Source organism: Streptomyces sp. OfavH-34-F (genome assembly GCF_022347745.1).
Lineage (GTDB): Bacteria > Actinomycetota > Actinomycetes > Streptomycetales > Streptomycetaceae > Streptomyces.
Genome location: NZ_JAKRGC010000184.1, coordinates 1 through 12,465, shown reverse-complemented (window position 1 = coordinate 12,465; position 12,465 = coordinate 1). Strand labels below are relative to the sequence as shown.

The following is a 12,465-nucleotide window of genomic DNA, read 5'->3' as shown; positions in this document are numbered from 1 at the left end:
CGCCCCGGCCCCCTACGGTCAGCCGGGCCAGCAGCAGCCGCCGCAGCCGCCGCAGCCGCAGTTCGGCCAGGTGCCGGGCCAGGCGCCCACGCCCTACGGGCAGTCGGCGCCCGCCCCGTACGGACAGCCCGCGCCGGCCCCGTACGGACAGCAGCCCGGCGGGATGCCGCCCGGTCAGCCCGGTATGCCCATGCCCGGCGGCGCGCCGCAGGCAGCCGGTGCCGGACTCCAGGCCGCGCTCCAGCCGTACAAGGAGACCGCGACCGGTCAGCGCTGGACGCCGCAGAACCAGCAGCTCATGCGCGTCGACCTGTCCATGGGCGGCACGCCCGTGCTGGCCCGCCAGGGCAGCATGGTGATGTACCAGGGCAAGATCGACTTCAGCTACAAGGGCGCCGGTTTCGCCGGTCGCATGGTGGGCAACGCCACCGGCCAGGAGATGCAGCTGATGCGCTGCACCGGCCGGGGCCAGGTCTTCCTCGCCGAGGAAGGCTCCCACCTGCACTCGATCGAACTCCAGGGCGACGGCATCTGCGTCTCCGCCGAGAACGTGCTCGCCTTCGACGAGACCCTCCAGTACGAGGTCCGCCGCATCGAGGGCCACGGCATCCCCGGCGGCGCGCTGTTCACCATGCAGTTCCAGGGCAGCGGCACCATCGTCGTCAAGACCCACGGCGTCCCCGTCGTCCTGCCGGTGACCCCGACCACCTTCGCCGACTGCAACGCCGTGGTGGCGTGGTCGTCCGCCTCCCAGGTGATCATCTCCAGCCAGGTCCGGCTGCGCCGCAACGCGTACCCCGGCCACAGCGGGGAGACCGTGAACCTCCAGTTCCGGGGCGCCCCCGGCAACTTCATCGTCGTCCAGCCCTACGAGGTCTGAGGGAGCCCGTCATGAACCAGCAACTCGCGGGCTACGCCCCGACCCCCGTCACGGCACGGATGGAGAACCACGGCCATTCCATGCTGAAGGTCGCCATGGCGACCGGCCAGGACCTCTACGCGCGCACCGGATCGATGGTCGCGTACGAGGGCTTCATCCAGTACGAGCCCAACCCGCCGGCCGTCCGCCAGATCGCCTCGCAGTGGATCACCGGCGAGGGCGCGCCCCTGATGAAGTGCACCGGCGACGGGCTGCTCTACCTCGCCGACTACGGCGCCGACGTCGTCGTCGTCAACCTCAACAACGACTCCCTCTCGGTCAACGGCACCAACGTCCTCGCCTTCGACGGCCACCTCACCTGGGGCGTCGAGCGGGTCAAGGGCCTGGCCAAGTTCGCGGGCCAGGGCCTGTGGAACGTCTGCATCTCGGGCACCGGATGGGTCGCGATCACCTCGCGCGGCACGCCGATCGTCGTGGACTGCGGCCGCGGCGAGGACGAGACGTACGTCGATCCGGACGCGCTCGTGGCCTGGTCCCCGAACCTCAAGGTGAAGGGCAAGCGCAGTTTCAAGGCGTCCTCGCTCATCGGGCGGGGCAGCGGCGAGGCGTTCCAGATGGCCTTCTCCGGTCAGGGGATCGTCGTCGTCCAGCCGAGCGAGGACAGCACCGACCGGCTGCGCGTCCGGCACTGACGGGGGAGGAAGACAGATCATGCAGAGTTCGCTTTTCGGCCTCACGGAAGCGCAGACCCAGGAGCGCTACGCCCTCCAGAACCCGCAGCTGCTGCGGGTCGCGCTGACCGGCCACGACGACGTCCTCGCCCGCAAGGGCGCCATGGTCGCCTACCAGGGGCTGATGGAGTTCGACGGTGAGTACCAGTCGGGTTCCCAGCGCCGGTCCCGCGCCCACACCGGTGAGGGCCTGGACCTGATGCGCTGCTCCGGGCAGGGCACCGTCTATCTCGCCAACCTGGCGCAGTACATCCACGTCGTGGACGTGGACCACGACGGCCTGACCGTGGACAGCTCCTACGTCCTGGCCCTGGACTCCTCGCTGCACACCGAGGTCATCGCCGTGGACAGCCAGTACGGCATCTCCGGCACCGGCAAGTACCAGCTCAACATCTCCGGCACCGGCAAGGTCGCCCTGATGACCTCGGGCCAGCCGCTGATGATGCAGGTCACGCCCGACAAGTACGTCAGCGCCGACGCCGACGCCATCGTCGCCTGGTCCACCTCGCTGCGCGTGCAGATGCAGGCCCAGACGCACTCCTCCGGCGTCTTCCGCCGGCGCGGCAACACCGGCGAGGGCTGGGAGCTCAGCTTCCTCGGGCAGGGCTTCGCCCTGGTGCAGCCGAGCGAGCTGATGCCGCCGCAGAACGCTCAGATCGGACAGGGCCTCGCCGCCCAGTACGGCATGGGCCAGCAGGGTGCGCACGGTCAGAACCAGAACAACGCCTGGAACTGAGCACGACGACGGCAACACGGTAAGGGGCGGCCTCCCGGAGGCCGCCCCTTACCGTGTTGCCGTCCTGCGGAAACCGCTGGGGCCGTACGGGCGGCTACCGGCCGCCTTCGAGCGCCGCGCGGGTCCGCTCCACCAGCCGCACCACCGAGGCGTCGGCGACACCGGCCACCTCGTCGTAGGCGAACCAGCGCAGATCGAGTGACTCCTCGCTGATGTTCTCCGTCGCGCCCGCCGGAGCCAGCGCCGCGTACTGTACGTCCAGATGCCAGTGGCACGGGGCGGGAATCCGGTGACGGTCCAGCACGACCGGCCCGCCCGGCAGCAGCGACAGCCCGGTGATCCCGGACTCCTCCGCGGCCTCCCGCAGCGCGGCCGAGGCCAGGGTGGCGTCACCGGGCTCGCAGTGGCCGCCCATCTGGAGCCACATCCGCAGCTTCCGGTGCAGGGTGAGCAGCACCCGGCCGCGCTCCGGATCGACCACCAGCGCGCTGGCCGTCAGGTGCCCGGCCCCGCACGATTTCCACATCCCGTCCGGGTGGAGCGCCAAGTGCTCCAGATACGTGTCGCGCAGCTCCTCCTGGGCGGCGCCGGCCCCCGCCCCGTACCCCTTGAGGACGAGGACGGCGTCGTCGTACAGGTTCACTTGTCGGTGTCGTCCTTGCCGTCGCCGCTGCCGCCGTCCTCCGAGGGGCCCGCCCCCGGCTCCGGCCTGCCCGGTCCGTTGGCCGCCTCGCCCAGCATCTTGTCCAGCTCGGAGAAGTCCAGCTGCTCGTGGTGGACGAAGCCGTCCGGATCGTCCAGGTCCTGGGCGGTCGGCAGCATGTCGGGGTGCTCCCACAGGGCGTCGCGCCCCTCCAGGCCCCGGGCGTCGGTCAGGGAGGCCCACAGCCGCGAGGCGTCCCGCAGCCGGCGCGGGCGCAGCTGGAGACCGATGAGCGTGGCGAACGTCTGCTCGGCGGGGCCGCCGGACGCGCGCCGCCTGCGCATCGTCTCGCGCAGCGCGTCGGCCGAGGTCAGCCGGGACTTCGCCGCCGCGTGCACCACGGCGTCCACCCAGCCCTCGACCAGCGCGAGGGCGGTCTCCAGCCGGGCCAGGGCCGCCTTCTGCTCGGGGGTCTCCTCGGGCTGGAACATGCCCTGCTGGAGCGCCTCCTGCAACTGCTCAGGCTGCGACGGGTCGAACTGGCCGACCACATCCTCCAGCTTGCTGGTGTCCACCTTGATGCCGCGCGCGTACCCCTCGACGGCGCCGAAGAGATGCGAGCGCAGCCACGGCACGTGGGCGAAGAGACGCTGGTGGGCGGCCTCGCGCAGGGCCAGGTACAGCCGCACCTCGTCCTGCGGAACGCTCAGGTCCTTGCCGAACCGCTCCACGTTCAGCGGGAGGAGCGCCGCCCGGCCCGCCGGGCCCAGCGGCAGCCCGATGTCGGTCGAGCCGACCACCTCGCCCGCCAGCACGCCGACCGCCTGCCCGATCTGCTGGCCGAACATGGCGCCGCCCATCGACCGCATCATGCCGATCAGCGGGCCCGCCATCGCCTGCATCTCCTCGGGCAGCACATCGCCCATGGCGAGCCCCACCCGCTCGGCGACCGGGTCCACCAGCTGCTGCCAGGCCGGAAGCGTCGCCTCCACCCACTCCGCGCGGCTCCACGCCACGCTGGAGACGGCGCCGGAGGGCATCGACGTCACCCCGTCCAGCCAGAGATCGGCCAGCCGGAGCGCCTCGTCCACCGCGGCCCGCTCGGCCGGGCCCACGCTCGTGTCCTTGGAACCGTCGGAGGTGCCCTGCGACACCGTCTGGCGGGCGATCTGCTTGGCCATGTCCCAGTTGACGGGGCCGCCCTCGTAGCTGAGCATCTGCCCGAGCTGCTGGAACGCCGCGCCCAGATCGGTCGGGTTCATCGAGCCGAACATGGCGGCGAAGGGGTTGTCACCGCCCGCGCCGGGGCCGAAGCCGAACGGGTTGGCCGGACCGCCCGAACCCTGCCCCCCTCGGCTGGGGTCGTTCTTCTTGCCCTGGTCGCCGTCGTCCGGCTCCTCCGGCGGAAGGCCGAATCCGAATGGGGTGTCACTCACGGGTTTCCTCGGCTCGTAGGGCCGCCGGTGGGAACCGACGGCGACTGCCCGACATCACCATCCAGCGTAGACACCAAGTCCGCTCAGGGCCTCAGTGCTCCGCCGGCACCGGCCCTGCGGCAGGATGGACGCCACCTGGTACGTACGTGTCACGCGGGTACGTACTGAAGACAACCGCTGGAGACGCCCGGTGAGTTCCCCAGATCCGCAGGTTCGCGCAGCGCGAAACCTGGCCGACCCGTCACCCGAGAAGAAGTCCGTCCCCGGCCGTCACCGGAGCCGCGGCCCGGTCGTGGCCGTCACCGGCGCCGCCAAGGGCGTCGGTGAGCTGCTCACCGCACGTCTCGCGGCGTCCGAGGAGATCAAGCAGGTCATCGCCATCGACGAGCGCCGGGGCGAGGTCTCCGACGCCACCTGGCACCTCCTGGACGTCCGCGACCCCGCCATCGCCGAGAAGCTGCGCGGCGCGGACGTCGTCGTCCACCTGGCCCTCGACCTCGACCTGGAGACCGACCCGGCCGCGCGCACCGCCTACAACGTGCGGGGCACCCAGACCGTGCTCACCGCCGCGGCGGCCGCCGGAGTCCACCGCGTCGTGCTGTGCACCTCCGCCATGGTCTACGGGGCGCTGCCCGACAACGACCTGCCGCTCGCCGAGGACGCCGAGCTGCGGGCCACCGCCGAGGCGACCGGCGTGGGCGACCTGCTGGAGATCGAACGGCTCGGCCGCCGCGCCCCGCGCGCCCACCCGGGACTCCAGGTCACCGTGGTGCGCCCCGCCGTGCTCGTCGGCGGCACCGACACCGCGCTGACCCGCTACTTCGAGTCGCCCCGGCTGCTCGTGGTGGCCGGTTCCCGGCCCGCCTGGCAGTTCTGCCACGTCGAGGACCTGGTCACGGCGCTGGAGTACGCCGCCCTGGAGAAGATCGACGGGGAGTTCGCGGTCGGCTGCGACGGCTGGCTGGAACAGGAGGAGGTCGAGGAGCTGAGCGGGGTGCGCCGGATGGAGCTGCCCTCCGCCGTCGCGCTCGGCGCCGCGGCCCGACTGCACCGCATCGGCCTGACCCCCTCGCCCGCCGGCGACCTCGCGTACACCATGCACCCCTGGGTGGTCAGCGTGAGCCGGCTGCACGACGCGGGCTGGCGCCCGAGCTGGACCAACGAGGAGGTCCTCGCCGCGCTCCTGGAGGAGGTGGAGGGCCGCCACACCGTCGCCGGCCGCCGCCTCGGCCGCAAGGACGCCACCGCGGCCGGTGCCGCCGGTGCGACCGTCGCCCTGCTCGGCACCGCGGCCCTGGTGCGCCGCGCCCGCAAGGCCCGCCGTCGCATCTGAGCGCCCCGCCGGACCGGCCGGCTGTAGGAGGCTCCAAGACGCGGCGCGCCCCGCCGGTCGATCCGGCAGTACCGCGTCGCCGGTGCGGTACGGCACGATGGTGGGCATGGCACTCACGTACGACCACCCTGGCGAGCAGGCGGCGCAGGACCCGATCCGGCTGCTGGACATCCGTGACACGCCGCTGTCGGTGGACGAGGTCTTCCGCGCGGTCGGGGACGACGCCGCGGGCGGCACCGCGCTCTTCGTCGGCGCCGTGCGCGACCACGACGGCGGGCAGGACGTGGCCGGGCTGGGCTATTCGTGCCATCCCTCGGCCGCCGACGAGCTGCGCCGGGTGGCGGAGAAGGTCGTCGCCGACTTCCCGGTCCGGGCGCTGGCCGCCGTCCACCGGGTGGGTGAACTCCAGGTGGGTGACCTCGCCGTGGTCGTGGCGGTCTCCTGCCCCCACCGCGCGGAGGCGTTCGCGGCCTGTCGCAAGCTCATCGACGACCTCAAGCACGAGGTCCCGATCTGGAAGCACCAGCGCTTCTCGGACGGCACGGAGGAATGGGTCGGAGCCTGCTGAACGCAAACCGGAACGGCGGCCCTCCGCCCCGATTTGCGTAACCGCACCCCTGCCACGAGCGTTGGTTTTCCACACGGTTAATCTGCTGATCGGTCAGCGTGACCGTTCAGGGGGCAGGGAGGTCGGCATGGCAGTGCTCGCCTGGTTGTTGATTCCGCTTGTCGCCGCGCTCGGCGCCGCGATATGGGGAGGCTGGGCTGCCCGCAACCGCACAGCCGGGGACGTCACCGAACTCGCCGGGTATGCGCGGTTCCGCGAAGCGATGGAGAAGTCGCACTCCGGTTCGGAACCGGTCGAGCAGATATCCAACGTCTGAGGCGTACGTCCCGCCCGTGCCGGGTCTCGTACGGACCGGCCCCGGCGGTGCACTGACAGGCTCTTCCCGTACTGTCGTTCCATGCCACGCCGCACCGCGACGATGCTCGCCTCTTCGCTCGTCCTCATCGCGCTGATCTTCGCAGGCTTGTTCTTCAAAGTGCCGTACTCGGAGATGTCACCCGGTCCCACCGTGAACACCCTCGGTGACGTCGACGGCGAGCCCGTGCTGAGCATCTCGGGGCACAAGACGTACAAGACGTCCGGCAACCTCAACATGACGACGGTCCGCGTCACCGGCGCCGACTACACCATGAACCTCGTCGAGGCCTTCACCGGATGGCTGGGCCACGACAGCGTCGTCGTCCCGCACGACACCCTCTATCCGAACGGCAAGACCGAGGAGGAGTCGACGCAGGAGAACGCCGAGGAGTTCAGCCAGTCGCAGGAGAGCGCCAAGGTCGCGGCCCTCCACGAGCTGGACATTCCCGTCACCTCCTACGTCGTGGTCTCCACCGTCGTCAAGGACAGCCCCGCCCAGGGCAGGCTCCACGCGGGCGACATCATCAAGGACGTGGACGGCACGGCGGTCGAGAAGCCCGAGGACGTCGCGAAGCTGGTGACCCGGCACAAGCCCGGCGAGAAGGTCGTCTTCACGGTCGTCCCGGCGAAGACCGCGGCCGCGGCCGAGAAGGCCGGCAAGAAGCCCGAGGGCGCCGAGAAGGTCACCGTCACCACGGCGAAGGCCCCCGAGGACGACCGCGCGATCGTCGGCATCCAGGCGGGCACGGACCACACCTTCCCGTTCGAGATCGACATCAAGCTCGCCGACGTGGGCGGCCCGAGCGCGGGGCTGATGTTCTCCCTGGGCCTGATCGACAAGCTGACGCCGGGACAGCTGACCGGCGGCAAGTTCATCGCCGGCACCGGCACCATGAACGACCGGGGCGAGGTCGGTCCGATCGGCGGCATCACCATGAAGCTGGTCGGCGCGCGCGACGCGGGCGCCCGCTACTTCCTGACCCCCGACGAGAACTGCAAGGCCGCCGCCGCCGACACCCCCGACGGGCTCACGCTGATCCGCGTCAAGACCCTCGCCGACGCCCGCGCCTCGCTGGAGAAGCTCCGCACGGGGGACACGGCCGGTCTGCCGAGCTGTTCGGCCGGCTGACCGCGCCCCGCCGCACGGAGCCGGCGGATCAGGACTCGAACGTGGCGGCCAGCGCCTCGGCCAGACCCGGCACCAGGCCGGACCCGGTCAGCACCTCGCTCGCGGAGTCCTTCTCGCGCAGCCGTACGGCCGACTCGCGCGCCCCGTCCCGCAGCACCGCCACGGTCATCCGCACCTCCTGCCGGTCCGGGTGCTCGGCGACCCACGCGGTGAGCCGCTTCTCGTCCAGGCCGTCCGGCACGGACGCCTCGGCGGACGGCGGCAGCATCAGCCGCTCCACCGTCATCGCGCAGCCGGCGACCGCGTCGGGCCAGGCGATCGTCGCGAGGAACTCGTCCAGCGCCGTGCCGGCGGGCAGCTCCTCCTGCTCGACCGGGGTCAGCGCGGCGGTCGTGGCGCCGTCGTCGTCGAGGCCGAGCTGGGCGGCGAGGCCGGGCTCCTGGGCCCGCAGCCGCGCGGTGTCGACCAGGGCGAAGAGGCGGGCGGGCTGATCCCACCCGAGGGTGGAGACGTACTCGTCGATTTCGAGCACCGCGACGGTGAGCGGGCTCGCGGCCATCGGAGGGCCGGAAGGGGAAACGTTGGACATGGGGAACATCCTGCCTCCTTCCGCCCCGGTAACGGGAACTAGGTAAAGCGTCAGTAAGTTGAAGGGATGGGCTCTACGATCGCTGGGCCCGCTCCACACGACCCGCGAACTTCGAGGTGCGCACGTTGGCTTTCCAGATGCCGGACCGCGGCGGAGGCCCGACCGGGCCACGGATCAGAGTCGGCCGCCCGTCCCGGCGCGCCCGAACCCTGCTCATGACACTCGGCGTCCTGGCGATTCTCGCCATGGCGTTCGTCATGTTCGCCGGGTTCTGGACGGACTGGCTCTGGTACAGGTCGGTCGCGTATTCGTCCGTCTTCACCACCACCCTGTGGACCAAGATCGGTCTGTTCCTCGTCTTCGGACTGCTGATGGCCGTGGCCGTCGGCCTGAACATCTGGCTCGCGCACCGGCTCCGGCCGCCGCTGAGCGCGATGTCGCTGGAGCAGCAGAGCCTGGACCGCTACCGGATGAGCCTCGCCCCGTACAAGAAGTGGGTGCTGCTCGCGGTCACCGCGCTCGTCGGTCTGATCGCCGGGGCGTCCGCCTCGGGCCAGTGGCGTACCTGGCTGATGTATGTGAACGGCGTGTCGTTCGGCCAGAAGGACCCCCAGTTCCATCTGGACGTGTCGTTCTACGCCTTCGACCTGCCCTGGTACCGCTTCCTGCTGGGCTTCGGCTTCGCGGCCACGGTGCTCTCGCTGATCGCCGCCGCGCTGACCCACTACCTGTACGGCGGGCTGCGCGTCACCAGCCCCGGCGCGCGGGCCACCGGCGCGGCCACCGGCCACCTGTCGGTGCTGCTCGGCGTCTTCGTCTCGCTGAAGGCCGTGGCGTACTGGCTGGACCGCTACGGTCTGGCCGTGAAGTCCAGTGACTTCAAGGCCACGGACAACTGGACGGGCCTGCGGTACGTCGACGCCAACGCCTACCTGCCGGCGAAGACGATCCTGTTCTGCATCGCCGCGATCTGCGCCGTGTTGTTCTTCGCGACGCTGTGGCGGCGCACCTGGCAGCTGCCGGTGATCGGCTTCGGTCTGATGGTCCTGTCGGCCATCCTGATCGGCGGCCTCTACCCGGCGATCGTGCAGAAGTTCCAGGTCCAGCCGAACGAGCAGGCCAAGGAAGCCCCGTTCATCCGGAAGAACATCGAGGCCACGCGCGACGCCTACGGCATCGACGACGCCCAGGTGTCGGACTACACGGGCAAGTCCACCGAGGACGACGACAGCAAGCTCCGGGCGGCGGCGAATGACGCCGCGAGCTACCGGGTGATGGACCCGAACGTCGTCTCGCCGGCCTTCCAGCAGCTCCAGCAGAAGAGGAACTACTACCAGTTCCCCAAGACGCTGGACGTCGACCGGTACAAGGACGAGTCCGGCAAGGAGCAGGACACGGTCATCGGTCTGCGCGAGCTCAACATCGAGGGCATCCCGAAGCGCAACTGGATCAACGACCACTTCACGTACACCCACGGCTACGGTGCCATCGCCGCCCGCGGGACCACGACCGGCAAGAACCCGAAGGGGTCTCCCGACTTCACCGAGTCCGGCCTGCCGACCACCGGTGACCTGGGCACGTACCAGCAGGAGATCTACTACGGCGAGAAGACCGAGCAGTACTCCATCGTCGGCGGGCCCCAGAAGGAGCTCGACTACGAGGACGACGGCGAGAAGACCACCAGCTACAAGGGCGACAGCGGGGTCAGTCTCTCCAACGCGTTCAACCGCGCGGCGTACGCGGTCGCGTTCAGCGAGCCGCAGATCCTGTACTCGGGAGCCATCGGCGAGGGTTCGCGGATTCTCTACAACCGCACGCCCAAGGAGCGCGTCGAGGCGGTGGCCCCCTGGCTCACCATCGACGGCGACGCCTACCCGGCCGTGGTGAACAAGCGCATCCAGTGGGTGGTCGACGCCTACACCACGACCAACGGCTATCCGTACGCCTCGCGCACCACGCTCGGCGACACCACGGCCGACTCGCTGACCACCAACCAGCGCGCGGTCGTCGCCCAGCAGAACCAGGTCAACTACATCCGCAACTCGGTGAAGGCGACCGTCGACGCGTACGACGGCACGGTCACGCTGTACGAGTGGGACACCCAGGACCCGGTCCTCAAGACCTGGCGCAAGGCGTTCCCCGGCACGGTGAAGCCGAAGGCGGACATCCCGCAGGAGCTGATGGACCACCTGCGCTACCCGCAGGACCTGTTCAAGGTGCAGCGCGAGCTGCTGACCCGTTACCACGTCACCAGCCCCGCCCAGTTCTACAGCGGCAGTGACGCCTGGCAGGTCCCGGACGACCCGACCAACAAGGAGTCCGGTTCCGTCCCGCCGTACTACCTGAGCATAAAGATGCCGGGCCAGACGGCTCAGAAGTTCTCGCTGACCACGACGTTCACGCCGAAGGGACGGCCCGACCTGGGGGCGTTCATGGCGGTGGACGCCGATGCGGCCAGCAAGGACTACGGCACGATAAGGCTGCTCAGGGTCACCGGCGCGGTGAAGGGGCCCGGACAGGTACAGAGTGAGCTCAACGGCAACGACGACGTCGCCGAGTTCGTCAGGAACCTCAAGGGCACCGACTCCGACATCGAGTACGGCAACCTGCTGACCGTTCCGCTCGAAGGGGGCTTCCTCTACATCGAGCCGGTCTACACGCGCGGTGGCACGCAGAACTATCCGCTGCTGCGCAAGGTCGCCGCCTCGTACGGCTCGAAGATCGTCTTCGAGAACAGTCTCGGTGAGGCGCTCAACGCCGTCTTCGGGGCCGAGGGCTCCGATACGAGCGAGCCGCCGGGCGACACCACCGAGCCGCCGGACACCACGCAGCCGCCGGCCACCGGCGACAGCGCGCTCAAGAAGGCCATCGCCGACGCGCAGAAGGCCTACACCGAGGGCGAGGCGGCCCTGAAGAAGCAGGACTGGGCGGCCTACGGCAAGGCCCAGGCCGATCTCCAGGACGCGCTGGAGCGTGCGGCGGCGGCCCAGTCCAAGGCCGCGGACGACGGCAAGAACGACGCCGGAGCCGACAAGCCGGACAGCGGCGACAAGGCCGACAAGGCTGATGGCGCCGAGAGTGCCGACAGCGCCGACAAGAGCAAGAAGACCGATGCGTCCGCCGCATCGGACAAGTCGGGCGATACGGGCGGCGGCTGAGCAACCCGGTCAAGCTCCGTCCCGCGTCGTGATACGGTTGTGAACACAACGACGCGGGGTGGAGCAGCTCGGTAGCTCGCTGGGCTCATAACCCAGAGGTCGCAGGTTCAAATCCTGTCCCCGCTACTGAAGACGAAGGCCCGGATCTCTCCAGGGAGATCCGGGCCTTCGTTGTGTCGTGGTGAGTTTCCCGTGAGCCGGGCGTGAAGTGCGGTTCGCGGGGCATGAGTTGGCCACGAACGTGTTTGACTTGTCTCTCTGTGGGCATGTCGACAAAACGCCGAAGTGACCTAACTGGCCGCGCTATACCAGGTGTGCGCGGGTTGCGGGTGGTGTGACGATGATATTTATGGGGGACAGGGCAACTCTGTTGAAGACAGGGCGGTTTGCGCGGGGTCACGTCCATCCGGCGGAAAAGATGGCGGATGAGGTGTTTGCCGCTGCCGCCGAGCAGTACAAAGACAGCATCGAGAACACCGAGACTGCCGAGCCCGCGGAGAGTGTCGCGACCACCGAGACCGTCCGGAACGCGGAGAGCCACGAGCCCGCGGATGACTTCGAGACCGCCGAGGGCGTGGAGAACGCCGCGGCGGTCACCGCCACGAGCGCGGACGGCACCGACAGTACGGACGGTGCCGAGGCCGAGGCCCGCCACCGCCGCGCCGCCGACGCCGGGGACACCGCGTCCATGAGCGTGCTCGGGGCGCTGCTCCTTCGCCGGGGCGACCTCGCCGGTGCCGAACCCTACCTGCGCGCCGCCACCGCCGACGGCGACCGGGCCGCCGCCAACAACCTGGGCGTCCTGCTGCACCAGCGCGGCTACCCCGAGGAGGCGGCCGGCTGGTGGCGCACCGCCGCCGTCGCCGGTTCCGCCGCCGCCGCGCACGCCCTGGGCCGGCACTTCC

Annotated in this window: 12 protein-coding genes and 1 tRNA gene; 10 read left to right on the top strand and 3 right to left on the bottom strand. The window is 70.3% G+C overall.

Translation table 11 applies throughout. The annotated features are described in order from the left end of the window. The 3 genes from MHW47_RS23280 to MHW47_RS23270 all read left to right on the top strand — a co-directional run. On the top strand, positions 1–880 hold an 880-nt coding region (locus MHW47_RS23280; protein ID WP_239225725.1), incomplete at its 5' end, for an AIM24 family protein. 11 nt (positions 881–891) lie between these two features. After that, positions 892–1,572, top strand: a complete 681-nt coding sequence (locus tag MHW47_RS23275; RefSeq protein ID WP_093706427.1) for an AIM24 family protein — start codon at positions 892–894, stop codon at positions 1,570–1,572. A 19-nt stretch (positions 1,573–1,591) separates the two neighbouring features. Further along, the gene (locus tag MHW47_RS23270) at positions 1,592–2,347 is read left to right on the top strand and encodes an AIM24 family protein (RefSeq protein ID WP_239225724.1); all 756 of its coding nucleotides are present in this window, start codon (positions 1,592–1,594) and stop codon (positions 2,345–2,347) included. Positions 2,348–2,441: 94 nt separating this feature from the next. On the opposite strand, the gene MHW47_RS23265 is transcribed toward MHW47_RS23270, so the two are convergent. Then, positions 2,442–2,990 carry an NUDIX hydrolase gene (locus MHW47_RS23265; RefSeq protein ID WP_239225723.1) on the bottom strand — a complete coding sequence of 183 codons (549 nt, stop codon included), beginning with the start codon at positions 2,988–2,990 and terminating at the stop codon, positions 2,442–2,444. Continuing rightward, positions 2,987–4,426: a zinc-dependent metalloprotease gene (locus MHW47_RS23260; protein WP_239225722.1), complete on the bottom strand. Its 1,440-nt coding sequence runs from the start codon at positions 4,424–4,426 to the stop codon at positions 2,987–2,989. The genes MHW47_RS23265 and MHW47_RS23260 overlap by 4 nt, the downstream gene beginning before the upstream one ends. A 190-nt stretch (positions 4,427–4,616) precedes the next feature. Between MHW47_RS23260 and MHW47_RS23255 the strand changes: the two genes are divergently transcribed. From MHW47_RS23255 to MHW47_RS23240, 4 genes are all read left to right on the top strand, one after another. Beyond that, complete coding sequence (locus MHW47_RS23255) at positions 4,617–5,759, top strand: SDR family oxidoreductase (protein WP_239225721.1); 1,143 nt, start codon at positions 4,617–4,619, stop codon at positions 5,757–5,759. Positions 5,760–5,865: 106 nt separating this feature from the next. Next, positions 5,866–6,327: a molybdenum cofactor biosynthesis protein MoaE gene (locus MHW47_RS23250; RefSeq protein WP_239225720.1), complete on the top strand. Its 462-nt coding sequence runs from the start codon at positions 5,866–5,868 to the stop codon at positions 6,325–6,327. Between the two features lie 127 nt (positions 6,328–6,454). Beyond that, positions 6,455–6,643 (top strand): hypothetical protein, encoded by a 189-nt coding sequence (locus MHW47_RS23245; RefSeq protein WP_111338061.1) that lies wholly within the window; start codon positions 6,455–6,457, stop codon positions 6,641–6,643. A gap of 81 nt (positions 6,644–6,724) precedes the next feature. Continuing rightward, complete coding sequence (locus MHW47_RS23240; RefSeq protein ID WP_239225719.1) at positions 6,725–7,813, top strand: PDZ domain-containing protein; 1,089 nt, start codon at positions 6,725–6,727, stop codon at positions 7,811–7,813. A 28-nt stretch (positions 7,814–7,841) separates the two neighbouring features. Here MHW47_RS23240 and MHW47_RS23235 read toward each other — a convergent pair whose 3' ends face one another. After that, positions 7,842–8,411 (bottom strand): PPA1309 family protein, encoded by a 570-nt coding sequence (locus MHW47_RS23235; protein ID WP_239225718.1) that lies wholly within the window; start codon positions 8,409–8,411, stop codon positions 7,842–7,844. Positions 8,412–8,539: 128 nt separating this feature from the next. Between MHW47_RS23235 and MHW47_RS23230 the strand changes: the two genes are divergently transcribed. The 3 genes from MHW47_RS23230 to MHW47_RS23220 form a co-directional block, all read left to right on the top strand. Next, positions 8,540–11,560 carry a UPF0182 family protein gene (locus MHW47_RS23230; RefSeq protein WP_239225726.1) on the top strand — a complete coding sequence of 1,007 codons (3,021 nt, stop codon included), beginning with the start codon at positions 8,540–8,542 and terminating at the stop codon, positions 11,558–11,560. 52 nt (positions 11,561–11,612) lie between these two features. Next, positions 11,613–11,686 (top strand) — tRNA-Met (locus MHW47_RS23225). A 292-nt stretch (positions 11,687–11,978) separates the two neighbouring features. Next, a partial coding sequence (locus tag MHW47_RS23220; protein ID WP_374230133.1) for a type IV pilus biogenesis/stability protein PilW occupies positions 11,979–12,465 on the top strand: 487 nt, incomplete at its 3' end.

Excerpts from the sequence above, each read along its gene's own strand:
- MHW47_RS23275 (WP_093706427.1), top strand. The coding sequence starts at position 892 with ATGAACCAGCAACTCGCGGGCTACGCCCCGACCCCCGTCACGGCACGG.
- MHW47_RS23270 (WP_239225724.1), top strand. The coding sequence starts at position 1,592 with ATGCAGAGTTCGCTTTTCGGCCTCACGGAAGCGCAGACCCAGGAGCGC.
- MHW47_RS23250 (WP_239225720.1), top strand. The coding sequence starts at position 5,866 with ATGGCACTCACGTACGACCACCCTGGCGAGCAGGCGGCGCAGGACCCG.
- MHW47_RS23245 (WP_111338061.1), top strand. The coding sequence starts at position 6,455 with ATGGCAGTGCTCGCCTGGTTGTTGATTCCGCTTGTCGCCGCGCTCGGC.
- MHW47_RS23240 (WP_239225719.1), top strand. The coding sequence starts at position 6,725 with ATGCCACGCCGCACCGCGACGATGCTCGCCTCTTCGCTCGTCCTCATC.
- MHW47_RS23235 (WP_239225718.1), bottom strand. The coding sequence starts at position 8,411 with ATGTTCCCCATGTCCAACGTTTCCCCTTCCGGCCCTCCGATGGCCGCG.
- MHW47_RS23230 (WP_239225726.1), top strand. The coding sequence starts at position 8,540 with ATGCCGGACCGCGGCGGAGGCCCGACCGGGCCACGGATCAGAGTCGGC.